At 74.4% G+C, this 24,357-nt stretch carries 22 protein-coding genes and 1 riboswitch; of the genes, 11 read left to right on the top strand and 11 right to left on the bottom strand.

The genetic code is table 11. From position 1 onward, the window contains the following. Positions 1-91 precede the first annotated feature (91 nt). Together ACWDYF_RS06135 and ACWDYF_RS06140 are read left to right on the top strand one after the other, a co-directional pair. Positions 92-1,444 carry a class II 3-deoxy-7-phosphoheptulonate synthase gene (locus tag ACWDYF_RS06135; protein ID WP_389466870.1) on the top strand — a complete coding sequence of 451 codons (1,353 nt, stop codon included), beginning with the start codon at positions 92-94 and terminating at the stop codon, positions 1,442-1,444. Between the two features lie 159 nt (positions 1,445-1,603). Then, positions 1,604-1,867: a (2Fe-2S)-binding protein gene (locus tag ACWDYF_RS06140; RefSeq protein ID WP_064532592.1), complete on the top strand. Its 264-nt coding sequence runs from the start codon at positions 1,604-1,606 to the stop codon at positions 1,865-1,867. 27 nt (positions 1,868-1,894) lie between these two features. On the opposite strand, the gene bfr is transcribed toward ACWDYF_RS06140, so the two are convergent. Further along, positions 1,895-2,413, bottom strand: coding sequence for a bacterioferritin (gene bfr, locus ACWDYF_RS06145; RefSeq protein WP_381743719.1), 519 nt, complete (start codon positions 2,411-2,413; stop codon positions 1,895-1,897). A gap of 163 nt (positions 2,414-2,576) precedes the next feature. Between bfr and ACWDYF_RS06150 the strand changes: the two genes are divergently transcribed. Beyond that, the gene (locus tag ACWDYF_RS06150; RefSeq protein WP_389466865.1) at positions 2,577-3,233 is read left to right on the top strand and encodes a sulfite oxidase-like oxidoreductase; all 657 of its coding nucleotides are present in this window, start codon (positions 2,577-2,579) and stop codon (positions 3,231-3,233) included. 9 nt (positions 3,234-3,242) lie between these two features. On the opposite strand, the gene ACWDYF_RS06155 is transcribed toward ACWDYF_RS06150, so the two are convergent. From ACWDYF_RS06155 to thiO, 5 genes are all read right to left on the bottom strand, one after another. Continuing rightward, the gene (locus ACWDYF_RS06155) at positions 3,243-4,166 is read right to left on the bottom strand and encodes a deoxyribonuclease IV (protein WP_389466862.1); all 924 of its coding nucleotides are present in this window, start codon (positions 4,164-4,166) and stop codon (positions 3,243-3,245) included. Positions 4,167-4,268: 102 nt separating this feature from the next. Further along, positions 4,269-6,218, bottom strand: coding sequence for a Stk1 family PASTA domain-containing Ser/Thr kinase (pknB, locus tag ACWDYF_RS06160; RefSeq protein WP_389466860.1), 1,950 nt, complete (start codon positions 6,216-6,218; stop codon positions 4,269-4,271). A gap of 110 nt (positions 6,219-6,328) precedes the next feature. Further along, a complete protein-coding gene (locus tag ACWDYF_RS06165; RefSeq protein WP_018567451.1) occupies positions 6,329-7,123 on the bottom strand; it encodes a thiazole synthase in 795 nt (264 codons plus the stop codon). A gap of 3 nt (positions 7,124-7,126) precedes the next feature. Next, positions 7,127-7,327: a sulfur carrier protein ThiS gene (gene thiS, locus ACWDYF_RS06170; protein ID WP_026252481.1), complete on the bottom strand. Its 201-nt coding sequence runs from the start codon at positions 7,325-7,327 to the stop codon at positions 7,127-7,129. Between the two features lie 32 nt (positions 7,328-7,359). Next, positions 7,360-8,523 carry a glycine oxidase ThiO gene (gene thiO / locus ACWDYF_RS06175; RefSeq protein ID WP_389466856.1) on the bottom strand — a complete coding sequence of 388 codons (1,164 nt, stop codon included), beginning with the start codon at positions 8,521-8,523 and terminating at the stop codon, positions 7,360-7,362. Further along, a riboswitch (TPP riboswitch) is annotated at positions 8,521-8,632 on the bottom strand. Its footprint overlaps the gene before it by 3 nt. A 149-nt stretch (positions 8,633-8,781) precedes the next feature. Here thiO and ACWDYF_RS06180 point away from each other — a divergent pair. The 5 genes from ACWDYF_RS06180 to ACWDYF_RS06200 all read left to right on the top strand — a co-directional run bounded on the left by ACWDYF_RS06180 (position 8,782) and on the right by ACWDYF_RS06200 (position 13,573). Then, positions 8,782-10,056 carry an NAD(P)/FAD-dependent oxidoreductase gene (locus ACWDYF_RS06180; protein WP_389466854.1) on the top strand — a complete coding sequence of 425 codons (1,275 nt, stop codon included), beginning with the start codon at positions 8,782-8,784 and terminating at the stop codon, positions 10,054-10,056. Positions 10,057-10,144: 88 nt separating this feature from the next. After that, positions 10,145-10,510 (top strand): Rv2175c family DNA-binding protein, encoded by a 366-nt coding sequence (locus ACWDYF_RS06185; protein WP_018567455.1) that lies wholly within the window; start codon positions 10,145-10,147, stop codon positions 10,508-10,510. A gap of 236 nt (positions 10,511-10,746) precedes the next feature. Beyond that, positions 10,747-11,409: a thiamine phosphate synthase gene (gene thiE / locus ACWDYF_RS06190; RefSeq protein ID WP_381743726.1), complete on the top strand. Its 663-nt coding sequence runs from the start codon at positions 10,747-10,749 to the stop codon at positions 11,407-11,409. Positions 11,410-11,561: 152 nt separating this feature from the next. After that, a complete protein-coding gene (gene metF, locus ACWDYF_RS06195; protein ID WP_018567457.1) occupies positions 11,562-12,485 on the top strand; it encodes a methylenetetrahydrofolate reductase [NAD(P)H] in 924 nt (307 codons plus the stop codon). 56 nt (positions 12,486-12,541) lie between these two features. Beyond that, entirely contained in the window at positions 12,542-13,573 is a 1,032-nt protein-coding gene (locus ACWDYF_RS06200; RefSeq protein WP_389466850.1) for an SCO2102 family sporulation regulator, read from the top strand. A gap of 123 nt (positions 13,574-13,696) precedes the next feature. Here the strand turns inward: ACWDYF_RS06200 and ACWDYF_RS06205 are convergent, their stop codons facing one another. Both ACWDYF_RS06205 and ACWDYF_RS06210 read right to left on the bottom strand, forming a co-directional pair. Continuing rightward, positions 13,697-15,214 carry a phytoene desaturase family protein gene (locus ACWDYF_RS06205; protein ID WP_389466847.1) on the bottom strand — a complete coding sequence of 506 codons (1,518 nt, stop codon included), beginning with the start codon at positions 15,212-15,214 and terminating at the stop codon, positions 13,697-13,699. A gap of 469 nt (positions 15,215-15,683) precedes the next feature. Continuing rightward, a complete protein-coding gene (locus ACWDYF_RS06210) occupies positions 15,684-16,313 on the bottom strand; it encodes a TetR/AcrR family transcriptional regulator (RefSeq protein WP_037893548.1) in 630 nt (209 codons plus the stop codon). Positions 16,314-16,522: 209 nt separating this feature from the next. Between ACWDYF_RS06210 and ACWDYF_RS06215 the strand changes: the two genes are divergently transcribed. The 3 genes from ACWDYF_RS06215 to ACWDYF_RS06225 all read left to right on the top strand — a co-directional run bounded on the left by ACWDYF_RS06215 (position 16,523) and on the right by ACWDYF_RS06225 (position 18,768). Beyond that, on the top strand, positions 16,523-17,143 hold the full coding sequence (locus tag ACWDYF_RS06215) for an SAV_6107 family HEPN domain-containing protein (protein ID WP_381743730.1): 621 nt from the start codon (positions 16,523-16,525) through the stop codon (positions 17,141-17,143). Between the two features lie 174 nt (positions 17,144-17,317). Then, positions 17,318-18,103, top strand: a complete 786-nt coding sequence (locus ACWDYF_RS06220) for a methyltransferase (protein WP_018567462.1) — start codon at positions 17,318-17,320, stop codon at positions 18,101-18,103. 275 nt (positions 18,104-18,378) lie between these two features. Further along, a complete protein-coding gene (locus ACWDYF_RS06225) occupies positions 18,379-18,768 on the top strand; it encodes a DUF3040 domain-containing protein (protein WP_018567463.1) in 390 nt (129 codons plus the stop codon). Positions 18,769-18,953: 185 nt separating this feature from the next. Here ACWDYF_RS06225 and ACWDYF_RS06230 read toward each other — a convergent pair whose 3' ends face one another. The 3 genes from ACWDYF_RS06230 to ACWDYF_RS06240 all read right to left on the bottom strand — a co-directional run bounded on the left by ACWDYF_RS06230 (position 18,954) and on the right by ACWDYF_RS06240 (position 24,205). Further along, a complete protein-coding gene (locus tag ACWDYF_RS06230; RefSeq protein ID WP_389466842.1) occupies positions 18,954-21,335 on the bottom strand; it encodes a transglutaminase TgpA family protein in 2,382 nt (793 codons plus the stop codon). Between the two features lie 342 nt (positions 21,336-21,677). Beyond that, positions 21,678-23,132 carry a DUF58 domain-containing protein gene (locus ACWDYF_RS06235; protein WP_389466839.1) on the bottom strand — a complete coding sequence of 485 codons (1,455 nt, stop codon included), beginning with the start codon at positions 23,130-23,132 and terminating at the stop codon, positions 21,678-21,680. Beyond that, on the bottom strand, positions 23,132-24,205 hold the full coding sequence (locus ACWDYF_RS06240) for an AAA family ATPase (protein ID WP_389466836.1): 1,074 nt from the start codon (positions 24,203-24,205) through the stop codon (positions 23,132-23,134). The genes ACWDYF_RS06235 and ACWDYF_RS06240 overlap by 1 nt, the downstream gene beginning before the upstream one ends. Positions 24,206-24,357: the final 152 nt, after the last annotated feature.

The raw sequence follows: 24,357 nt of genomic DNA on the forward strand, positions 1-24,357 counted from the left end.
CGGTTCCGGAAGTGTCCGCAAACAAGCGGTGTCCGTCTCACTTGATGAGCAGATGAAGGGACCCGCTCAGTGACCCCTTAGGGTTTGTGGTGTGACCGTGAACGCTAAGACCAGCACGAGTGCTGGCAACACCTGGCGAGACCTGCCCGCGGCGCAGCAGCCCGAGTACCCCGACACCGAGGCTCTGCGCGCAGTGATCGCGGACCTCGAGTCGTATCCACCGCTCGTCTTCGCGGGCGAGTGTGACCAGCTGCGCGCCCGGATGGCGGCCGTCGCCAGGGGAGAGGCGTTCCTCCTCCAGGGCGGCGACTGCGCGGAGTCGTTCGACGCGGTGTCCGCCGACGACATCAGGGCCAAGCTCAAGACCCTGCTCCAGATGGGCGCCGTGCTCACCTACGCCGCCTCGGTGCCGGTGGTCAAGGTCGGGCGGATCGCGGGGCAGTATTCCAAGCCGCGTTCCAAGCCGACCGAGACCCGCGACGGGGTCACCCTGCCGACCTACCGCGGCGACTCCGTCAACGGCTTCGAGTTCACCGAGGCCGCCCGGATCCCGGACCCGGAGCGGCTGAAGCGGATGTACCACGCCTCGTCCTCCACGCTGAACCTGGTGCGCGCCTTCACCACCGGCGGCTACGCCGACCTGCGCCAGGTGCACGCCTGGAACCAGGACTTCGTGAAGTCCTCCCCGTCCGGCCAGCGCTACGAGCAGCTCGCCCGCGAGATCGACAACGCGCTGAACTTCATGCGGGCCTGCGGCACCGACCCGGCCGAGTTCCAGACGGTCGAGTTCTACTCCTCGCACGAGGCGCTGCTGCTCGACTACGAGTCGGCGCTCACCCGCACCGACTCGCGCACCGGCCAGCTCTACGACGTCTCCGGGCACATGGTCTGGATCGGGGAGCGCACCCGGCAGCTCGACCACGCGCACATCGAGTTCGCCTCCAGGATCCGCAACCCGATCGGCATCAAGCTCGGCCCGACCACCACGGCCGAGGAGGCGTTGCAGTACATCGAGCGCCTGGACCCGGACCGCGAGCCGGGCCGGCTGACCTTCATCGTGCGCATGGGCGCCGACAAGGTCCGCGACAAGCTGCCCGAGCTGGTGGAGAAGGTCACCGCCTCGGGCGCGACCGTGGCCTGGGTGACCGACCCGATGCACGGCAACACCTTCGAGGCGGCCTCCGGGCACAAGACCCGCCGCTTCGACGACGTGCTCGACGAGGTCAAGGGCTTCTTCGAGGTGCACAAGGAGCTGGGCACCCACCCGGGCGGCATCCATGTGGAGCTGACCGGCGACGACGTCACCGAGTGCGTGGGCGGCGGCGACGAGATCTTCGTCGACGACCTCCACCAGCGCTACGAGACGGCCTGCGACCCGCGGCTCAACCGCAGCCAGTCGCTGGACCTGGCCTTCCTGGTCGCGGAGATGTACCGGGACCAGTGAGCCGTCGGCCGGACACCGGCCGGTGAGTGGGGCGCGGATCACACACGGTCCGCGCCCCCCTCTCTTTCTCACGTCCGGTACGACGGGTAAGGTTAGGTTTGCCTCACCGAGAAGTCGGGGCGGCACCACTGATCGATCCCGGCGGGAGGTGAGCCGCGCGTGTACGTGTGTAGTTGCTTCGGCATCACCGAGCAGCAGGTCCAGCAGCACGCGGAGAGCGGTGCCTGCACCCCCCGCCAGATCGCCTCGGCCTGCAAGGCGGGCACCGACTGCGGAGGCTGCGTCCGCCGCATCCAGGCCCTGCTCGGCCGGGGCGCCTGTCCGCGGCGCGAGCTGATCGAGCGGCGCGCCCCGGCGTTCGCGCGGCTCACCGCCGAGGACGACGCGGGCGCCGCCCGCAGGGAACTGGGCGACGCCGCGTAGGGGTCCGTCCGGCCGGGGCCGGGTGCCTCAGTGGGTGGAGAACCCGCTGGTGCCGGGGCCCGAGGAGTCCGGCTGGCTCTGCTCGATCACGGTCGAGAGGTACAGCGCCTCGCCCAGCTTGTCGACCAGCTCCAGCTGGGTGTCCAGGTAGTCGATGTGGTGCTCCTCGTCGGCGAGGATCGCCTCGAAGACATTGGCCGACGTGATGTCGCCCTTGTCGCGCATGACCTCCACGCCGCGGCGCAGCCGGTCGATGGCCTCGACCTCGATCTGCCGGTCGGCCCGGAACATCTCGGTCACCGTCTGCCCGACCGACACATGGAAGAGCCGCTGGTAGTTCGGCAGGCCGTCCAGCAGCAGGATGCGGTCGGTGAGGATCTCCGCGTGCCGCATCTCGTCGAAGGACTCGGCCCGGGTGTACTCGGCGAGCTTCGACCACCCCTTGTGATCCTGGAGCTTGGCGTGCAGGAAGTACTGGTTGATCGCGGTCAGCTCGGCGGTGAGCTGCTCGTTGAGCAGTTCGATGACCTCGGGGTCGCCTTGCATGCGGGGCACTCCTTCTGTGCTGGTACGGGCCGTCACGGGCCGATAGCGCCGCATGATTCCATCGGCTCCCACATCAGTCCAGTAAGTGCACACTTAGTATGAGTTGCCCGAATTGGCCCGAGGCTGGTCCTGCGCACCCCGCCCCGTCTGTCAGGATGGAGGCATGGGTCAGCCGGTGGAACGCGCGTCTGGGGAGGCGTCGGGAACAGCGCAGGGAGCAGCGGCACAGCCGGAGCTTCCGCCGGGCCAGCGGCTCCAGCGGGGCTGGCCGGTCACCCACTACGGCCCGGTGCCCAAGTTCCGGCCCGAGCGCTGGGAATTCAGGGTCTTCGGCGCCACCGCCGACGGCGAGAAGCACTGCTGGACCCATGAGGAGTTCACGGCGCTGCCGTACACCACCGTGGTCGCCGACCTGCACTGCGTCACCAAGTTCAGCATGCTCGGCGCCGAGTGGGGCGGCATCCCCGCGCGCACGATCCTGGACATCGCCCCGCCCGCGCCCGACGTCACCCATGTCATGGTCTGGGCCGAGTACGGCTTCAGCTCCAACCTGCGCCTGACGGACTTCGCCGCGGACCGGACCCTGTTCGCCACCCACAAGGACGGCGAACTGCTCACCGCCGAGCACGGCTTCCCGCTGCGCCTGGTCGTCCCCCACCTGTACGCCTGGAAGGGCCCCAAATGGGTCCGCGGCGTGGAGTACATGACCGCCGACCGCCGGGGCTTCTGGGAGGAGCGCGGCTACCACAACATCGGCGACCCCTGGCAGGAGCAGCGCTACTCCTACCAGGAGGAGCCCGGGGACGGCCCCGGGCTGTGAGGCTCCGGCTCAGCCGTCCCTGAGCCGCTTCAGCCGGGCCACGTCCGCCGCGTGCCCCTCCTTGCCGCCGGGCGTCTCGATCACCAGCGGCACACCCGCGGTGGCGGGATGCGCCATCAGGGCGCGGAACGGGTCCTCGCCGATATGGCCGGAGCCGATGTTCTCGTGCCGGTCCTTGTGGGCGCCCACCACGTCCTTGGAGTCATTGGCGTGGATCAGTCTCAGCCGGCCCTCGCCGACCGTCTCCACCAGCAGGTCCAGGGTCTGGCGCATGCCGTCCGGGCCGGTCAGGTCGTGGCCCGCGGCGAAGATGTGGCAGGTGTCCAGGCACACGCCCAGCATCGGATGGGCGTCCAGCGCCTCGAAGTACGGCCCGAAGTCCCAGGTGCGCGAGCACAGCGACGCGCCCTGCCCGGCGGTCGACTCCAGGAGCAGATACGGGTCGTCGTCGTGGGTCAGCTCGTCCAGCAGCGGCAGCATGTGCTCCCGTACCTGCTTCAGTGCCACCGCCCGGTCCCGGCCGCCGGTCGCGCTGCCGGTGTGCACGACGACGCCGAGCGCGCCGATCTGCCGGGCGCGCCGCAGCGAGTGCCGCAGCGAGGTGACGGAGCGCTCCACGGTCGCCTCGGTGTGCGAGCCGAAGTTGATCAGATACGGGGCGTGCACATAGGCCGGGACCGACTGCTCGGCGCAGGCCGCGCGGAACGCCTCGTCCTGGCGCGGGTCGCCGGTGGGCGTGGCCCAGCCGCGCGGATTGGCGACGAAGACCTGCACGGTCTCGGCCGCCAGCTCACGGGCGTAGGACAGGCCCACGGAGTGGAGCCCGCCGGCCACGGGGACATGGCCGCCGACCGGATTGCGCACGGCGCCGGACAGGCCCGGGACCGGGGCCGCGGCGGACGGGGAGGGGGCGGGGGACTGCTGACTGCTCACCTGTTCAGGGTGTCATGCGGGCCGGGGCCGCCGGCCGCCGGCCGTGGTGATCCCCGTCTCGTCCGCCCGCTCCTGCCGTGCCCTGCGGGCACCCCGGCGGGATCACCTGATGGTGATCTTTATCGTCGAGCCCTTCGGTGCCTGCTCGCCGCCCGCCACCGACTGCTTCTTGACGGTGTCGCCGAACAGGCCGAGCAGCCCGCGGTCCTCGGAGACCTTGAAACCGGCGTCCTCCAGCGCCTTGTGCGCGTCGTCGACGCTGTCGCCCGTCACATCCGGGACCGTGATCATCTCCGGGCCCTTGGACAGGGTCAGCGTGACCGTGTCGCCCTCGGCCGCCTGGCCGTCGGCCGCCGGGCTCTGCCGGGCGACCTGCCCCTTGTCGTACTCGGAGTTGACCTGCTCGGAGGCGATCGTCACCTTCAGGCCCGCCTCCTCCAGCTCGGACTGCGCCTGGTCCAGGTCGTCGCCCGTGACGTCCGGCACGTCCACCGGGCTGCCCTTGCTGACGGTGAGCGCGATCGCCGAGCCCGCGTGCCGCTCGGTGCCCGAGGCGGGGTCCGTGCCGATCACCGAGCCCTTGGCGACGTCCTCGCTGAACGCGCGGCGCACCATGCCCGGCTCCAGACCGGCCTTCTTCAGCTGGCGCTGGGCCGCGTCCAGCGGGCGGCCCTTCAGATCCGGCACCTTCACGGTCTCCGGACCGTCGGAGACGGTGAGCGTCACCGAGTCGTTGCTGCGGATCCGGGCGCCCGCCGCCGGGTCCGTGCTGATGACGGTGCCGCGCTTCACGGTGTCGCTGTAGGCGTGCCTGACGTCCTTGACGTCCAGACCGGCCGCGTCGAGCCGCTTCCTGGCCTGCGCCTCGGTCTTCGCCAGCAGCGGCGGCACCTTCGTGAACTGGCCGGAGTTGATGTACCAGACGCCGCCGCCGACACCGAGGACCAGCAGGACGGCGGCGACCACGGTCAGCACCATCCGCTTCGGCCGCCGGGCGGACCGCCGGGGTGCCAGGGCCGCGGACGCCTCGAAGCGGCTGGTGCGGTGCAGCGGGTCCCCGCCGCCCGCACCGGCCGGGTCCGGCGTGTCCTCGTTCACCGGCAGCGGCCGCGGCACCGTCAGCGCGCGCGGGATCACGCTCGTACGGTCCTCGCCGTTGTCGTGCTCCGCGGTGCGGGCCCGCGGCGGCAGGGCGTCGAGCTGCTGCGCGGAGAGCGCGGCACGGGCATCGCGGACCCGCGCCAGCAGCGCCACCGCGTCGTGCGGCCGGACGTCGGCGGTGCGCGCGGTGGCCGCCGCGACCAGCTCGTCCAGCGTGTGCGGCAGGCCGGGCACCGCGGCGGACGGGGCCGGCACGTCCTCGTGCAGATGCTGGTACAGCACCTGGGCCGGGCTGTCGCCCTGGTGGGGCTTGCCGCCGGTCAGCATCTCGTAGAGCACCACACCGCACGCGTACACGTCGACCCGGGTGTCGGCGGTGCCCTGCTCTATCTGCTCGGGGGCCAGGTAGGAGACGGTGCCGAGGACGGCGCCGGTGGTGCTGGTGACCGAGTCCACCGCGCGGACCAGCCCGAAGTCGGCGACCTTGACCCGGCCGTCGTCCCCTATCAGCACGTTCTCCGGCTTCATGTCGCGGTGCACGAACCCGGCGCGGTGCGCCGCGCCGAGCGCCGCGAGCACCGGCTCCAGGATGTCCAGCGCGGCCCGCGGCTGGAGCGCGCCGCGCTCGCGCAGCACGTCGCGCAGCGTGCACCCGGCGACGTACTCCATGGCCAGGTAGACGTACGACCCGTCGGTGCCCTGGTCGAAGACCTGCACCACGTTCGGGTGGTCCAGGCGGGCCACCGACTTGGCCTCCCGGATGAACCGCTCCACGAAGGAACCGTCGACCGCGAGCGCCGGGTGCATCACCTTGAGCGCGAGGACGCGGTCCAGGCGGGTGTCCAGGGCCCGGTAGACCGTGGCCATCCCGCCGACGGCGATCCGCGCGTCGACGCGATAGCGGCCGTCGAGCACCTGCCCGACGAGAGGGTCCTGAAGGGTCGTATCCACGCACGTGAGTCTACGAGCCGCCACCGACACGCTCACCGCCCCGCGGGCCCCGGCGGCGGGACTGCGACCGAGCTGTGACGCTTCCCACGCGCGCGGGGCCTGTGACTGGCCTAGAACGCGGGCCGTTCCGGGTCCAGGTCGGCCAGGCCCTGCTCCGGGGACGACGCCCGCGCGAAGTGGCGCTTGGGGATGCGGCCCGCCAGCCGGGCCAGCCGCCCGGCCGTCACCGCGTGCCGCATCGCCTCCGCCATCACCGCGGGCTCCTGCGCCCGCGTCACCGCCGAGGCGAGCATCACGGCGTCGCACCCCAGCTCCATGGCCAGCGCCACGTCGGAGGCCGTACCGGCGCCCGCGTCCAGGATCACCGGCACGCGCGCGTGCTCCACGATCAGCTCGAAGTTGTGCGGATTGCGGATGCCGAGGCCGGAGCCGATCGGCGAGCCCAGCGGCATGACCGCGGCACAGCCCACGTCCTGGAGCCTGCGGGCGAGCACCGGGTCGTCGTTGGTGTACGGCAGCACCGTGAAGCCGTCGTCGACCAGCGTCTCCGCCGCGTCCAGCAGCTCGATCGGGTCCGGCAGCAGGGTGCGCTCGTCGGCGATGACCTCCAGCTTGACCAGGTCGGTGCCGAGCGCCTCGCGGGCCAGCCGGGCGGTCAGCACCGCCTCGCCCGCCGTGAAGCAGCCCGCCGTGTTGGGCAGCACCCGGATGCCGAGCCGGTCCAGCACGGACAGCACGGAACCGTGCGAGGAGGGGTCCACCCGGCGCATCGCGACCGTGGTCAGCTCGGTGCCGGAGGCCACCAGGGACCGTTCCAGCACGTCCAGGCTGGGTGCACCGCCGGTGCCCATGATCAGCCGGGAGGTGTAGGACGTGCCTCCCAGGAGGAAGGGGTCGTCGGCCATGGGTCAGCCTCCTTGGACGGCGGTGAGGATCTCGACGCGGTCGCCCTCGGACAGCGCGGTGGCGGGCCACTGCGCGCGCGGGACGACGGTCTCGTTGACGGCGGCGGCCACCCCGGAGGGCGCCGCGGTCACGGCGCGCACGACGGCGTCCAGGGCCGTGCCGGGCGCGATCTCACGCGGCTCGCCGTTGACGGAGACGGACAGGAGCGGGGACGGGGGCAGGGGTGCGGAGGTGTTCATACGGGCTGCTCCGTGCGGGAGGCGGCGAACCGCCGCGGGGTGAAGGGACGGGCCTCGTCCGGCAGCGCGCCGGTGGTCAGGACGTGCGCCATGACGTCGCCGGTGACCGGGGTGAGCAGCACACCGTTGCGGTGGTGCCCGGTGGCCAGCAGCAGCCCGTCCAGACCGGTCGGGCCGAGCAGCGGCGCGTTGTCCGGGGAACCGGGACGCAGCCCGGCGCGGGTCTCGGTCAGCGGCAGCTCGGTGATCCCGGGTACCAGCTCGTGCGCGTCGCGCAGCAGCTCGTAGACGCCGCCCGCGGTCACCGTCGTGTCCCAGCCCAGCTCCTCGCTGGTGGCACCGACGACCAGCTCGCCGTTCAGACGCGGCACCAGATAGACGTGGCCGCCGCGCACCACGGCGCGCACGGTGCGGCTCAGGAACGGCGCGTACCGCTTCGGCACGGTCAGCCGCAGCACCTGCCCCTTGACCGGGCGCACCGGCGGCAGCACCTCGTCCGGCACCCCCGCCAGGCATCCGCTGAGGCTGCCGGCGGCCAGCACCACCTGCTCGGCGGCGAGCGCCGTACCGTCGCGCAGGACACAGCCCGCGGCCCGGTCCCGGGCGAGGGTGAGCCGCTCGGCCCGGTCGCGGTGGAAGACCACCCCGGCGCGCTCGCAGGCGGCCAGCAGGGCGGCGGACAGGCGGCGCGGGTCGATCTGGTGGTCGCCGTCCACCCGCAGGCCGCCGCGCACACCCGGCGCGAGCATCGGCTCCAGACGGCGGCAGTCCCGCCCGGACAGCCACTCCGCCTCCAGCCCGCAGCGCAGTTGCAGGGCGTGCAGGTCCCGCAGATGGGCGCGGTCGTCGGCGTCCAGCGCGACGGCGAGCGTGCCGCAGCGGCGGTAGCCGAGGTCGTGCCCGGTGGCCTCGGTCAGCTCGGCCGCGAAGTCCGGATAGCGGCGGGCCGAGGCCAGGTTCAGGCCGAGCAGCGTCTCCTCGCCGTAGTGCAGCTCCGTGACGGCGGCCAGCATCCCGGCCGCCACCTGCGCGGCCCCGCCGCCCGGCTCGGGATCCACCACGGCCGTGGACAGTCCGCGCAGGGCCGCCCGCCAGGCGGTCACGAGCCCGATGATTCCGCCCCCGACGACGAGGACGTCTGACGTACGTGGCGACGACATGGGCGTCCAGCCCCTCCCTTCGCCGGCATGACCCGGATCAGGTTCGTACGGTCGGAGGCCGCCAGCCTCCCTCTCAGCCCGGTGCGTCCGGGCTCCCGCGAGTGCTTGTACGGTCGCCAGCCTAGCCCCACGAGCAGCGCCCCTGTAAGGGAGCCTCCGGTGCGCCGCCTCCCCGCGGACCGGGGCCCGGACCGGACCGGCACCCGCGCCCGGACCGGCCCCCTGCCTGACGCCTTGTCAGGTGACTATGGTGATCGGGTGAGCGAGCAGACACCGGAACCGGAACCGGGACAGGCGCAGGAGCAGGAGCACGGGCGGACCCGGCAGGGCGCGCCGCAGCCGCGGCGCGTGGTCGTCGTCGGCGCGGGCATGGCCGGCGTGCAGACCGCGGTCGCCCTGCGCGAACAGGGCTTCACCGGCACGGTCACCCTGATCGGCGCCGAACCCCACCAGCCCTACGACCGGCCGCCGCTGTCCAAGGCCGTCCTGCTCGGCAAGGCCGAGGGCTCCGCCTTCGACGTCGACTTCGAGGCCCTCGGCGTCGAGCTGCGCCTGGGCTGCGCGGCCCTGGCCGTACGCACCGGCGCCCATGTGCTCGACACCTCCGAGGGGCCCGTCCCGTACGACGTGCTCGTCCTGGCCACCGGTGCCGAACCGGTGCGGCTGCCCGGCACCGAGGACGTCCCCGGTGTGCACCTGCTGCGCACCCTGGACGACGCCGAACGGCTGCGCCCGGTCCTCGCCGGGCAGCAGGACGTCGTGGTGGTCGGCGCCGGCTGGATCGGCGCCGAGTTCGCCACCGCCGCGCGCGAGGCGGGCTGCGCCGTGACGGTCGTGGAGGCCGCGGGCCGCCCGCTGGCGGGCGTCCTGCCCGCCGAGGTGGCCGCGCCGATGACCGCCTGGTACGCCGACAGCGGCGCCGTACTGCGCACCCACGCGCGCGTGGCGGCCGTCGAGCCCGGCGCGGTCGTCCTCGACGACGGCGAGCGGCTGCCCGCGGGCGCCGTGGTCGTCGGCATCGGCGCCCGCCCCGCCACCGGCTGGCTGGCCGGTTCCGGCATCGCCCTGGGCGAGTGGGGCGAGGTGCTCGCCCACGACCGTCTGCGCACCGGCGCGCCGGACGTGTACGCGGTCGGCGACTGCGCCTCCTTCCCCTCGCGCCGCTACGGCGAACGCCTGCTGGTCCACCACTGGGACAACGCGCTCCAGGGGCCGCGCACCGTCGCCGCCGACGTGATCGGCCTGACCCCCGCGGCCTACGACCCGGTGCCGTACTTCTGGTCCGAGCAGTTCGGCCGGTTCGTGCAGTACGCCGGGCACCACACCGCGGCCGACGCCATGGTCTGGCGCGGCGAGCCGTCCGGCCCGGCGTGGACGGTCTGCTGGCTGCGCCAGGGGCGGCTGGTCGCCCTGTTGGCGGTCGGCCGGCCGCGGGATCTGGCCCAGGGCAGGCGGCTGATCGAGGGGGGCGCGCCGATGGACCCCGGGCTGCTGGCGGACCCGGCGCGGCCGCTGAAGACGGCCGTCGCCTAGGAGAGGTCCCGGGGCGCGGCGCCGCCGCGCCGCCCGGGTGGACGGGGTCGGCTTCCGCGTGTCAGTGGCAGATGGCACGCTTGGTTCCGTGACCGAGATTGACGCGAAGACCGATGGGCTCGTCCCCGCCTGGCTCACCCTCCCCGACATCGCCGAGATGCTCGGCGTCGAGGTGACGCGTGTGCGGCAGCTGGTGAAGGAGGGCCAGCTCATCGCCGTACGCCGGGGTGAGAACCGCGCGCTGCACGTCCCCGCCGCCTTCATCGACGGGGACAAGGTCGTCAAGGGCCTGACCGGGACCCTGACCCTGCTGCGGGACGACGGCTTCACGGCCGAAGAGATGATCGAGTGGCTCTTCACTCCCGACCCCAGCCTGCCCGGCACCCCCGCGCAGGCCCTCAGCGAGAACCGTGGCACGGAGGTGAAGCGCCGCGCCCAGGCGCTGGCCGTCTGAGTCCGAGGCCGGGACGACCGGCCCACCGAGCCGTGCGGGCCGTGGCCGCGCGGGCGGGGCGTGCGCGCCCCGTGCCACGCCTCGCCTCCGGCCCGCACGGCTACCGGAACGCCACCACGCACGCATACGTACACGTACGCATACGGCGTAGGCACTACGCGCGGTACGCACGCCCCGCAGTACGCACAACACGCACGACCACGCACCACTGATCCGATCGCAGGGGGACTCCACGCATGTCCGACACCGCCGCAGCCGCCGCCCGCGCCCGTCTGGCCGACGCGCGCCTGTATCTGTGCACGGACGCCCGCAGGGACCGGGGCGACCTGCCCGAGTTCCTGGACGCGGTCCTCGCGGGCGGGGTCGACATCGTGCAGCTGCGCGACAAGGGCATGGAGGCCGGGGAGGAGCTGGAGCACCTGGAGGTGTTCGCCGACGCCTGCGCCCGCCACGGCAGACTGCTCGCGGTCAACGATCGCGCGGACGTCGCCCACGCGGCCCGCGCCGACGTGCTGCACCTGGGCCAGGGCGATCTGCCGGTCCCGGCGGCCCGCGCCGTCCTCGGCGACGACATCCTGATCGGCCGCTCCACGCACGCCGAGTCCGAGGCCGCCGCTGCCGCCGTCCAGGACGGAGTGGACTACTTCTGCACCGGCCCCTGCTGGCCCACCCCCACCAAGCCCGGCCGCCACGCGCCCGGCCTCGACCTGGTCCGGTACACCGCCTCCCTGGGCACCGACCGCCCCTGGTTCGCCATCGGCGGCATCGACCTGGGCAATCTGGACCAGGTGCTGGAGGCGGGCGCCCGGCGTGTCGTCGTGGTCCGGGCGATCACCGCGGCCGCTGACCCCGGCGCTGCGGCGGCGGAGTTCGCGAAGCGGCTGCGCGAGACGGTCTGAGCCCGGCAGCGGTCGCGGCAGCGGCCCCGGCCGCGGACCGGTCCGGCGCGTCCATGGACAGAAGTGTCCAAGGAGTGGACAACAACTCGGCAAATCGGGCAAAAAGCCATCGTTCGGTTGGGTGGCCGCCGCACCCTGGCTAACCTGCGGGTATGGCCCTCGGCACCGCATCCACCAGGTCGGACCACGCCCGCACGGTCCGCGACATGCTCGCGACCGGCAAGACGACGTACTCCTTCGAGTTCTACGCCCCGAAAACCCCGAAGGGCGAGCGGAACCTGTGGAACGCGCTGCGCCGGGTCGAGGCCGTGGCGCCCGACTTCGTCTCGGTGACCTACGGCGCGGGCGGCTCCACCCGCGCGGGCACGGTCAAGGCGACCGAGGCCATCGCCTCGGACACCACGCTCACCCCGATCGCCCACCTCACCGCCGTCGACCACTCCGTGGCCGACCTGCGCAACATCATCGGGCAGTACGCCGACGCCGGGATCCGCAACATGCTGGCCCTGCGCGGCGACCCGCCCGGCGACCCGATGGGCGAGTGGGTGCCCCACCCCCGCGGTCTGCGCTACGCCGCCGAACTCGTCGAGCTGATCAAGACCTCCGGTGACTTCTGCGTCGGTGTCGCGGCCTTCCCCGCGATGCACCCGCGCTCCGCCGACCGGGACACCGACGTCCGCCACTTCGTCGACAAGTGCCGGGCGGGCGCCGACTACGCCGTCACCCAGATGTTCTTCGACCCGGAGGACTATCTGAGGCTGCGCGACCGGGTCGCGGCGGCCGGCTGCGAGACCCCGATCATCCCCGAGATCATGCCCATCGCCAGTGTGAAGACGCTCGCGCGGATCCCGTCGCTCACCAACGCCGTCTTCCCCGGCGCCCTGAAAGAGCGCATCCTCGCGGCGCAGGACGATCCGGCCGCTGTACGCTCCATTGGCATCGAGTTCGCCACGGAGTTCTGCGCGCGGCTGCTGGCCGAAGGAGTGCCCGGACTGCACTTCATCACGCTCAACAACTCCACGGCGACGCTGGAGATCCACGAGAACCTGGGCCCGCACCGCTCACCGCGGGCCTAGACCGGTCGCATCCGTGTGCGACACACTGCGGAACGGCCACTGGGAGAGGGGCGTACATGGGCTGGGCGGTCCTCTACATCGCGTTCGGCGGCGTCGCACTGTGGCTGCTCGGCGAAGTGCTGCTGCAGTACAAGGCGCGGCTGCGCTGGCGGCTGCTCGCCTTCGGCGGCTTCCTCTGTGTGGTGCTCGGTGTGCTCATGCCGTCCGTCCTGGTCATCGCCCTGGGGGCGATCGCCTTCGCGACCGGGCAGACCTATGTGACGCTGTCCTTCCGCCGCGGCTTCGTCGCGGGCTGGGCGGTGCGGCAGCCCGGCGCCGCCGAGGGCACCAAGCGCCGCCGGGGCAGGGGCGGCCGCAAGGACGCGGCCCCGGAGAACTCCGGTCCGGAGGCCGCCGTCGACGGACCCGGTGAGGCGTTCGGCGCCGATGACCCGGCCGCCGTGCACGACGGGCCCGGACCCGACGGTTCCGCCTACGGGCACGACGACGAGCCCGACGACGTCTTCACCCCGGCCCGCCCGCTGGAGCCCACGGCCGCCGAGTCCACCGCCGTCTACGCCCCGCAGCCGCTGCCCGACGACACCGGCTCCTACGGCGTCTACGGCGGCACCGCCCCGGCCACCGGCGGCCCGGCCCAGGACCCGTACGCCGCCACCGCCCAGGCCCCCGACCAGGGCTACGGCTACGACTACTCCGGGTACCAGCAGCAGGGGTACGGCTACGACGGCACGGGCCAGCAGCAGTACGCCGCCTACTCGGACCCGTACATCGGCACCCAGACCTACGACGGCGGCACCGGCACCGGCTATCCCGGTGACTACGGGCGGCAGGGCTACGGCGGCCAGGACCAGTACGCCGCGGGCGGTCCGGGCGGCGGTTACGGCGGCGAGACCCCGGCGGGCGGCGTGTGGGTCCCGCAGCAGCGCAGCGACGACCCCTACGGCGGCCAGCTCCCGCCGGAACAGCAGCCGTACCCGTACCAGGGCGACGGTACCCACGGCCAAGGGCACGGCCAGGGTCAGGGACACGGCCAGGGCCAGGGCCAGGCGCCGCACGGCGCGGGCTACGACGAGCAGTACCGTTTCTGAAGCAGTCTCACCGGCCGCCCCCGGGCAGCTTCCTCGCCCCTCGGGCGGCCCAACCGGTGCTCCGGCGGCCACGCTGCCCTGCCCCTGAGCCGGCCTCGGTACTCGCCGCGCCCGCGCTCCGGCTCACTGCGAGCCGCGGAAGTCCGGGCCCTCCACGACGAGTCCGGCCACCAGCGCGCCCGACATCCCGGCGTGCGGCAGCCCGCCGCCGGGATGCGCCCAGCCGCCCACGGCGAACAGGCCCTCGGTGCCGGTGGAGTTCGCCGGGTGCAGCAGCCGTCCCCGGCCCGCGGCCAGCGCCGGTGCGGGCACCGACCCGCCCGGCGCGCCCGTCTCCCGCGCGATGTCGGCGGGGGTGCGGACCTCGTGCCACAGCAGCCGGTCGCGCAGTCCGGGCACGGCTCGGGCGGCGGCGGTGATCATCCGGTCGGCGTGCGCGGCCAGGTCCCGCTGCCCGGCGGCCGCCGAACCCTGGGCCGGGACCGTGGCCGTGAGCGTGACCGCCTCGTGCTCCGGGTCCGGGACCAGCGCGGGATCGCCGGGGCGCGTCACGACGACCGTGGGCCGCGCGGGCAGCCCCGCACCGCCCGCACCGTCCGAGCCGAACAGTGCCTCGAACTCCTGCGCGGGGTCGGGCGCGTGCACCACGGTCCGGTGGGCGGTCCCCTCCGGGCGGGCGCCGCGCAGCGCCAGCAGCACGGTCAGCCGACTCGGCAGCCCCCGCTGCGGCGCTACCGCGCCCGCACCGTCCGGCGCCGCGCCGGGGCCGCCCGGCGTCCCGGGGGCCGCCGCGGTGACCACGAACTCCGCCTCGGCGCCGCCCCCGTCCGCGAACTCCACCCCGGCCACCCGGCCGTCCTTCTCGACGACCCGCGCGACCTCGGTGCCGAAGACGAACCCGACCCGGCGGGCCGTGCACCGCTCGTACACCGCGCGCGCCAGCTCCCGCAGCCCGCCGCGCACGTACCAGACGCCGAAGGCGTGCTCCATGTACGGCAGCACGGCGGCGCTCGCCGGGGCGGTCCGGGGATCGAGTCCGTACGCGAGCGCGTGGCTGTCCAGGAGCGCGGCCAGACGCGGATCACGCAGCTCCCAGGCGCCGATCTCGGCGAGTGTGGCGGCCCGGCGGGTGCGCAGCAGGCGCTTGTGCGGGACCGCCGGATAGGGCTCGCGCTCGGCCAGCACCCGCCAGTCGGGCCACAGCGGCTCCTCCAGCAGGGGGCGGCGGGTGCGGTCCCACGCCTCGCGCGCCCGCACCAGGAAGTCGCCCCAGCGCTGCCCGGCGCCCGCGCCGAGCGCGTCGTCCAGGGCGGCGACGACGCCCGCGCGGGAGGCGTTCGGCAGGGCGCACTCGGTGCCGTCCGCGAAGACGTGCCGCGCCGCGGGGTCGACCTGGACCAGCTCGACGCGGTCCTCCAGGGGCTCCTTGCCGGTCTTCACGAACAGGTCGCGGTAGACCGCGGGCAACGGAAGCAGGGCGGGACCGGTGTCGAAGGCGAAGCCGTCCCGCTCGAAGCGGCGCACCGCTCCGCCGTACGTCTGGGTCCGCTCGTACACCGTCACCCGGTGGCCCGCGACGGCCAGCCGGGCAGCCGCCGCCATCGCGCCCATCCCGGCGCCGATCACCGCAATCCGTGCCATGCCCGCGACTTTATCGACCACCACCGACACCCCCTGTTCCGGGTGCGGCGGCCGGCGCCTTCGCGGCGGCGCGCGGGCTCGTCCGGGCCGTATGCCCGGGGACGGGTGCGGGTACGGGTACGGAGGGCTGAGTACGTGTACCTAGACGGCGAGATGAGTACGTGCGCGGATGGGACACGGCCCGCGCGGACGGAAGAGTGGAGGCACGGGAAGGGGCACAGCGCCGGTACCGCCGACACGGGGCGGCGGAACGGCGCTGCCCTGGACCGCTCCTTCCGCCGGCCCAGGTCGGCGGGAGCGAGGCACGGGGGAGCCCGGAACGACCGAACGGGGTCCGACGGGGGAGCAGCGAGGTACGGGGGAACAGGGGGACACGGGGGAACACGGGGGAACACCGGGAGGCGCCGGTGCGTGGTGGCCCGCGGGGGACGCGGCCACGGCGCACCGGCGCCTCTTCCCGCGCGTGCTCTCAGCGGGAGCCGCTCACCCGGCCCTGGAGCAGCCGCGACAGCGCGGCGTGGACGTCGTCCAGGGAGCGCTCCGGCTGGAACGCCTTCCAGTCCAGGGCGGCCACCAGCACCATCCCCACCAGCGCGGCGGCGGTCAGCGGCACATCGATCTCCGCGCAGAACTCGCCGCTCGCCATGCCGTCGCGCAGCACGTCCTCGACGACCGCGACCGCCTGCTTCCTGACCACCATGAGCGTGGACTGCCAGGCCCGGTTGGTGCGCCACAGCTCGGCCACGTACAGCTGGGTGAAGGCGGGATAGCGGTCGATGAAGACCAGCCCGGCGCGGATCATCGCGTCCAGGGCGTCGACCCGGCCGCCGCCCTCGCGCGCCGCGTGCTCGGCCGCCTCCCGCAGGGAGGCGGTGAGGAGGCCCACGCCGTGCCGCAGCAACTCCTCGAAGAGGACGGACTTGCTGGCGAAGTTGTAGTAGACGGTGCCCTTGGCGACCCCGGCCCGCTCGGCGATCTCGTCCACCGTGGTCGCGGAGAAGCCCTGCTCGGCGATGAGCGTGACGGCTGCCTCGTAGAGCTTCTGCCGGGTGGCCTCGCGGCGGGTACGGCCGCCCGGCGTGGCGCTGCTGCTTTCCATGGCCCTGATTGTCACAGGAACGGACCGCCCGCCGAGCGCCGCCACCGGCCGCTGCCCCGGACCGCCACGCGCCGGACGGCCCCGCGCCGCCGCCGGGCCCGCACGTACGAGCGAGGCAAAAGACCAGGTCAGAACGGATTGTCAGTGGCATACCGCACGATGGGCACATACGGCACCCGTGCCGTCACCCAGACGACAGGAGGTTCGTCATGGCCAAACCCTCCGCGGCCGCCGCCCACCGGCGCCGCGCCACCGGCCCTGCCCCCTCACTGACCGGCCCGGCGAGCGACGTGCACCCCGTGCTCCGCCGGGCCACGGCCCCGCCCGCCGCCCTCGACCTGCTCGCCCAGGCCCGGTCCGGCCTCGAAGAGGCGGCCGTCCTCCCCACACCGAACGAGCGCTACGCCACCGCCCACCTCGCCGCCCTGCGCACCGCCGCCGCCGTGCTCGCCGCGCGGGCCCGCCCGGAGACCGGCTCCCGGCGGCGGGCCCGGATCCGCAGCGCCTGGGAGGTGCTCCCCGAGATCGCACCCGAACTGACCGAGTGGAGCGCCCTGTTCGCCTCGGGCGCCCGCCGCCGCGCGCTGGCCGAGGCCGGGGTGCGGGGCGCGGCGGGCCACCGGGACGCCGACGACCTGATGCGGGACGTGGCGATGTTCCTGCGCCTCGTCGAGCGGATGCTGGTCCTCCAGCCGGTCCTGCCGGCGCCCCGGCCGGGGGACCCGGCGGCCGACCCGCGCACCGCGGGCTCCGAGCAGGCGAGAGGTCCGCGGACCGGCGGCGCACGGGTCGCGCGACCACCGGCCGACGGCATACCGGACGCGGGCTGACCCGCGCGGGTCCGGGGCGGCGAGGGGCGGCGCCGAGGCGACGGGCGGACCGGGCGGCGGAGGCAATAGGGTGGAGACGCCTGAAGCCTTCCCACCTCCCGTGTCACGGGCCGGGGAGGCAGCCCGATCGCTCCGCCGTACCCAAGGCGGTGCCGCCGCGAGGAGTCAACTGCCGTGTCGGACCCGATGCGCCCACCCGTCGCCCGATCCCGCGCCTCGCTTCGCACGGCCGTGGTCTGGGACGTCCTGCGGGACGCCCTCGACCGGCTGGCCAAGGCCACGGGCCGGGAGTCGCTGGACGTCCTCGACACCGGCGGCGGCAGCGGCAACTTCGCCGTGCCCGTGGCCCGCCTCGGCCACCGTGTCACCGTCGTCGACCCCAGCCCCAACGCGCTCTTCGCGCTGGAGCGCCGCGCCGGCGAGGCCGGTGTGGCCGACCGGGTGCACGGCGTGCAGGGCGATGTGCACGGCCTCTTCGACGTGGTCGAGCGCGGCGGCTACGACGCGGTGCTCTGCCACGGCGTCCTGGAGTACGTCGACGACCCGGCCGCCGGTGTCCGCAACGCGGTCGCGGCGCTGCGCGCCGAGGGCGTGCTCAGCCTGCTCGCCGCCGGACTCGGCGGTGCGGTGCTCGCCCGTGCCCTGGCCGGCCACTTCACGGAGGCCCGGCAGGCGCTGGGCGACCCGGAGGGACGCTGGGGCGAGGGCGACCCGGTGCCGCGCCGCTTCACCGCCGAGCAGCTCACCGGCTTCGTCGAGGAGGCGGGCCTGGCGATCGGCGCGGTGCACGGCGTACGGGTCTTCGCCGACCTGGTGCCGGGCGTGCTGGTGGACACCGAGCCGGGGGCGCTGGACGCCCTGCTCCAGCTGGAGGCGGCGGCGGCCGAACTGCCGGCGTTCCACTCCGTGGCCACCCAGCTCCATGTCCTCGGCGAGACCCGGGGTGCGTCCGGGGCCTGACCGGCCTGGTGCGACGGGCCGCCGCCCGGCGGTCCGACCGGGCATGGAGTGTGCCACAGGCCCCCCGATCCAGGTCGTGGCGCCGTATGATCGAGGGAGGCCGCCCGGCATGACGGGCCGGTCGCCGGGGAATGAAGCCTCAGCGAGCCGGGTTACGTCATGGTGATCCGGTTGGCCAATTGGCGTAGAGGGGCGGGTTTCACGGGGGCGATTCCCTGCCTATCCTGAAGGGAACCCCCGGGTCGCCCCGGCGACTGCACGATGAGGAGGACTCCGTGCCGCTCTCGGAGCACGAGCAGCGCATGCTCGAGCAGATGGAGCGAGCGCTGTACGCCGAAGATCCCAAGTTCGCGTCGGCGCTCGAGGGAAGCGGGCTGCGTACGTACACCCGGCGGCGGGTCTACCAGGCGGTCGCGGGCTTCCTCGTAGGTATCGCGCTCCTCATGGCAGGTGTGATCGCCCAGTATCCCTGGGTGAGTGTGGTGGGCTTCCTGGTGATGCTGGGATGCGCGCTGCTGGCCGTGACCGGCTGGCGCAAGGCTCCCAAGCCGGGCGAGCGGCCCGCCGCCGGCCCGCACCCGGGCCGTCAGGCCCGCCCGAAGCGCTCCATGATGGACCGCATCGAACAGCGCTGGCAGCGCCGCCGCGACGAGCAGGGACGATAGCCCCGCCCGAGCGGCACGTCACGAACGGCTTGTGTGAGGGGCCGACCACGACTCGTGGTCGGCCCCTTGCCCATGCCCGCCCCACCTCCGCGGCCCGCCGCCCCGCGACGGCCCGCCGCCCCCGGCGCTCAGCCGCCCCCCGGCGGTCACCCGGGGCATCCGGGCGACCGCCTCGCGCCGGGCGGTCAGCCCTGCTGGCGCGAGGGGCGGCGCAGGGCCGGGCGGAGGGCCGCGGCGCGGGCGCGGAGGGCGGCCGAGCGGGCGGAGAGGGCCCAGGACAGACGCGCGGCCGAGCGCGGGGCGAGGGCGGCGCGCAGCCGGGCGCCGTGCGAGGCCGTGCCGCGCAGCCCCGCGACGACCCGGCGGACGTCGTCGGCGAGCCCCGGCATCGGGCTCGGGCTCGGCGCGTAGAGCACCTGCTCCAGGGCGTCGGCCAGCCGGTGGGCCGAGGCCGCGGCCACCGGGTCGAGCCGTCCCACCCGGACGATCCGCTCCGCCGTCCTGCGCGGGGTCTGCGACTCGTCCGGGAAGATCCCGAAGTCCCAGGCCGTGTCGGTCAGTTCCTGCCAGACGGCCAGCCGGTGCGGGAGCGCGTCCGCCGGGCCACGGCCGTGCGCCCCCAGCCGGACGGCTCTTCTCCGCTTCCGCCACAGCAGCGGTGACAGCAGCAGGACGAGCACGGCGAGTCCGCCCAGCGCCCAGCCCGTGATCGCCCCCCACGGCGTGCCGCTGTCCCCGACGGGCAGCGCCGCCTGCTCGGACGGGCTCGGGCACTCCTGGAGCCGCTTCATCTGCGGGGTGCAGCCGGTGCTCGCGGACGGCGCGGCGGACGGCTGCGAGCTGGCCCCCTGGGACGGCTGCGCCGGGTTCGGCAGCGTCGAGTTCGAGGGGTCCGAGGTGGTGTACTGCGGGACCGTGCCCCGGGTCGGCGTGGGCTCGAAGCGGGTCCAGCCGACGCCCTGGAAGTACAGCTCGGGCCAGGCGTGCGCGTCCTTGAGCCCCACCTGGACACTGCCGTCGCCCTGCGGGGCGCCCGGGGCGAAGCCCACCGCCACCCGCGCGGGGATGCCGAGCGTACGGGCCATCGCCGCCATGGTGAACGAGAAGTGGACGCAGAAGCCCCGCTTGTCCCTGAGGAACCGTGTGATCCCCTGCGCGCCCGCGCCCACCTCGACCTGCGTGTCGTACTGGAAGCCGCCTTCGAAGGAGAACCAGTTCTGTAGCTTCACCGCCTGCTCGTAGTGGTTCGCCGCTCCCGACGTGACCCGGCGCGCGGTGCTCGCCACGACACCCGGCAGGCTGTCGGGCACCTTGGTGTACTCGCGCTCCAGGGCCGCGGGAGGCTCCCCGGCGGTGGCGAGCTGCTCCGCCGTCGGCTGCACCTCCAGACTCTTGACCTGGTACGACAGACCGCGGGTGTTCTGCCCGTGGTCGCCGACCAGGGTCATGCCCACGGGCTCGTAGCGCCAGCTTCCGTCGACCCGCACACCGCTCGGCGGGTACGGCATCGGCAGCCAGTCCTGCGCGTACCAGTCGGCGGCGGCGATGGAGGTGGTGATCTCGGTCCGCCGGACGCCGCCGTCCAGGCCGGACGGGGTGGGGAACGGGTCGGGCACGCCGACGATGTGCCGCTGGGACGGCTTCCAGGTGGTGCCGTCGAAGTCGTCCAGGGAGACGATGCGCAGATACAGGTCGGAGGCGTTCGGGGAGTTGGTGCGCAGGCTGAGGACCGTGCGGTTCTCGTCGACGTTCAGGCTGTCGCGCAGGGACACCAGCGGGTTCACCGCCGAGATGGTCCCGCCGCCCCCGATGCCCGAGCCCACGCCGCCGTCGCCGTCCAGCAGGCCGCCGCGCATCCCGGGCAGGGCGAGCGGCACCACCAGGGCGACGCCCAGCGCGACCGCGCCGATCCGGCGTCCGGTGCGGATCGGGGCCACCGCGCCGCCGGACCCGCCGCCCGGCGCCCGCGCCGCCCCGCCGAACACCCGCCCCCACTGCGCGAGCCGGTCCCGGCCCTCGACCAGCAGCAGCATGAGGTAGCCGGCCGCCGCCAGGAGGAACCACAGCCAGGCCGAGCCGCCGTCGGACAGCCCGGCGGCCACGGAGTACAGCGCGAGCAGCGGGAGCCCGGCGGGGGCCGCGCTGCGCAGGGTCACCGCGAGGGTGTCCACGATCAGCCCGATCATCAGCACACCGCCGATGAGCATCAGCCGGATGCCGTCGGACAGCGGCGCCGGGATCGCGTAGCGCCCGACGTCGTCACCGCCCTGCTGGAGCAGTGCGGCCAGCCGCCGGAAGGCGTCCGGCCCGGGGATCAGCCCGGCGATCGCCTGCTGCCGGGCGAAGAGGAGGGTGAGCAGCAGCAGGGCGGCCAGGGCCTGCGCCGCCACGGTCAGCGGGCGCGCCAGCGGCACCCGGCGGGCCGCCACGCCGACGCCCGACTGCACCGCGAGCATCAGCGTCGCCTGGAGGATCCAGGTGGCGGGGGAGACCAGCGGCAGCAACGCGCACGCCGCCATCAGCGTGGCCACCGCCGCGCACAGCGCCAACCGCGTCCGCCCGCTCATCCCCGCCCCTCCCGCCGGCCCACCGGCCGGGTCACGCCGCTCATGCCCCTGTCCCCGCTCGCCCGCGCCCCGGCCCGGTCCGCCGTGACACTCCGACGCGCCCGGAGCCGGACCCGGCCCGCGCTCGCCGCCGGAGGCCGCGCCGACCTCCGCGCCCGGCTTCCGCGCCCGACGCGGCGGCCGGTTCCCCGCCCGCTGCCCCGGTCTCGCCGACCGCCCCGCCGACCGCCCCGGGCCGCCTTCGCGCTCCCGGCGCGGGCCCTGGCCGCCCGGCGGCCCCCGGCCGGGTACGCGGCGGTGCTCCGCCCGGCCGCCGCGGTGCCCGGCCCGCTGCTCTGCCCTTCACCACGACCCCTCCCCGCTCGCGCCCGCGCCCGCGCCGCGCGCCGCCACCGGTCCACCCGGGCCTGGCCCCGCCTGGCTCGCCGCCGTCGACGTGGCGAAGTGGGAGCCGCCGGCCGGGCCTGCGGCGGAGCGCTCGTGGTCCGCCCGGCGCCATGCCTCGTCCAGGGCCATGCCCCGGGACACGCGCACGGCCGTCCAGCCCGTGTCATGGAGCATCCGCAGCCGCTCACCGGCCGCGTCGCCCGCCGCGGGCGCGCCCGCCGGGTCACGGCTCCAGTCCTCGCTGTCCAGGACGAAGGCGACCGCGCCCCCGCTGCGCTGCCGCATCTTCGCGGCCATCGTGGTCTGCGCCTCGTCGAGATCGCCGAGGAAGGCCACGAGCAGGCCCTCGTTGCCGCCGCGCAGCACGTCGTAGGCGCGGGACAGGCCCGCTCCGTCCGAATGGTCGATCACGGCGAGGGTGTCCATGAGCTGCCCGGCCGCGTCCGCCGAGTCCTGGCCGGACCCCGCGAAGCCCTCCGAGCCCTCGCCCGGCACCGAATCGCCGGTGTCGGTCAGCAGCCGCACCGAGAAGCCGCGCTCCAGCATGTGCACTAGGACGGAGGCGGCACCGGAGACCGCCCACTCGAAGGCCGCGTCGGGGCCCGCGCCCCGGTAGGCGACGGCGCGGGTGTCCAGCAGCACCGTGCAGCGGGCCCGCTGCGGCTGCTCCTCGCGGCGCACCATCAGCTCGCCGTAGCGCGCGGTGGAGCGCCAGTGCACGCGGCGCAGATCGTCGCCGTAGCGGTAGCCGCGCGGGATCACGTCGTCCTCGCCGGCCAGCGCCAGCGAACGCTGCCGCCCGTCGCCGTACCCCTTGGCCTCGCCGCTCAGCCGCACCGGCGGCAGCGGCTCCACGCGCGGGACGACCGTGAGCGTGTCGTACGCCGAGAAGGAGCGGGTCAGCTCGCACATCCCGAACGGGTCGGTCAGCCGCAGTTGCAGCGGGCCGAGCGGATAGCGCCCGCGCAGGTCGGAGCGGACCCGGTAGGACACCTCGCGGCGCCCGCCCGGCTCCATCCGGTCCAGGACGAAGCGCGGCCGGGGCCCGAGGACGTAGGGCACCCGGTCCTGGAGCATCAGCAGGCCCGTGGGGAGCCGGGAGACGTTGTCCATCCGCAGATGGACGCGGGCTTCGGCGCCCGCGGGCACCCGCCCGGGGCTGAGGCGGCGGCTGCCCGCGACCCGGTGGCGGGTGCGGTGGAGCACGGCCGCGCAGACCAGGGGCAGCACGGCCAGCAGCAGCCCGACCCGCAGCAGTTCGCCCTGCCCGAGGATGTACGCGCACACGGCCGCCGCGATCCCGGCGGCCAGGAAGGACCGGCCGCGGGTGGTGAGACCCGAGAGCGCGGTACGGACGCCGCCCCGGCCGCCCTGCTCGTCCTCCGCGCGCGCGGGCCCCGGGTCGGTCATCACAGCCTCCGCGGCTGCTGCCGGCCGAACTCCGGCGCGGTGTTGCCCATCCCGAGACCGCCGCCCGCCTGGGCCGCCGCGGGCACCGGGGTGCGCTGCACGATCTCGTCGACGACCTGCTCCGCCGTCCGCCGGTTGAGCTGCGCCTGCGCGGTGGGCAGCAGCCGGTGGGCCAGTACCGCGACGGCGAGCGCCTGCACGTCGTCGGGCAGCGCGTACTCCCGGCCGCTCAGCGCGGCCGACGCCTTCGCCGCGCGCAGCAGATGCAGCGTCGCGCGCGGGGAGGCGCCGAGTCTGAGGTCGGGGTGGGTGCGGGTGGCGGCGACCAGGTCGACCGCGTACCGCTGCACGGCCTTGGCGACGTGCACCGCGCGGACCGCGTCGATGAGCTTCACGATGTCGTGCGCGTGCGCCACCGGTTGCAGGTCGTCCAGGGGGCTGACGCCGCCGTGCACGTCCAGCATCTGCAACTCGGCCTCCGGGCTGGGGTAGCCGATGGACACCCGGGCCATGAAGCGGTCGCGCTGCGCCTCGGGCAGCGGGTAGGTGCCCTCCATCTCGACCGGGTTCTGCGTGGCCACCACCATGAAGGGGGCGGGCAGTTCGTAGGTCTGCCCGTCGATGGTGACCTGGCGCTCCTCCATGGACTCCAGCAGCGCCGACTGGGTCTTGGGGGAGGCGCGGTTGATCTCGTCGCCGATCACGATCTGCGCGAAGATGGCGCCCGGCTTGAACTCGAAGTCCCGGCGCTGCTGGTCCCAGATGGACACACCGGTGATGTCCGACGGCAGCAGGTCGGGCGTGAACTGGATGCGCCGCACCGAGCAGTCGATGGAGCGCGCCAGCGCCTTGGCGAGCATCGTCTTGCCCACGCCGGGGACGTCCTCGATGAGGAGGTGTCCCTCGGCGAGCAGAACGGTCAGCGAGAGCCGTACGATCTCGGGCTTGCCCTCGATCACTCCTTCCACCGAACCGCGGACGCGCTCCACGGTGGCGGTCAGATCACCCCCCACGCCCGACCGCGCTCGCGCGGGGGCACCCCCATGGCTCGCTCGATCGTCATAGGTCGTCACCGGCCCTCCTCGGCCCGTCCCCGCGCCCGTCGCCGGGCGGGGGATTCCCCAGTTTTCCGGGCCGACGCCCCGCTGCGCGGACCGGGCCCACCCCGAACACGACATCACCCGGAAGGTCCCGCGTGATGTCACACCCCGCATTCTTGCCGCCG

The organism is Streptomyces sp. NPDC003284 (genome assembly GCF_053589675.1).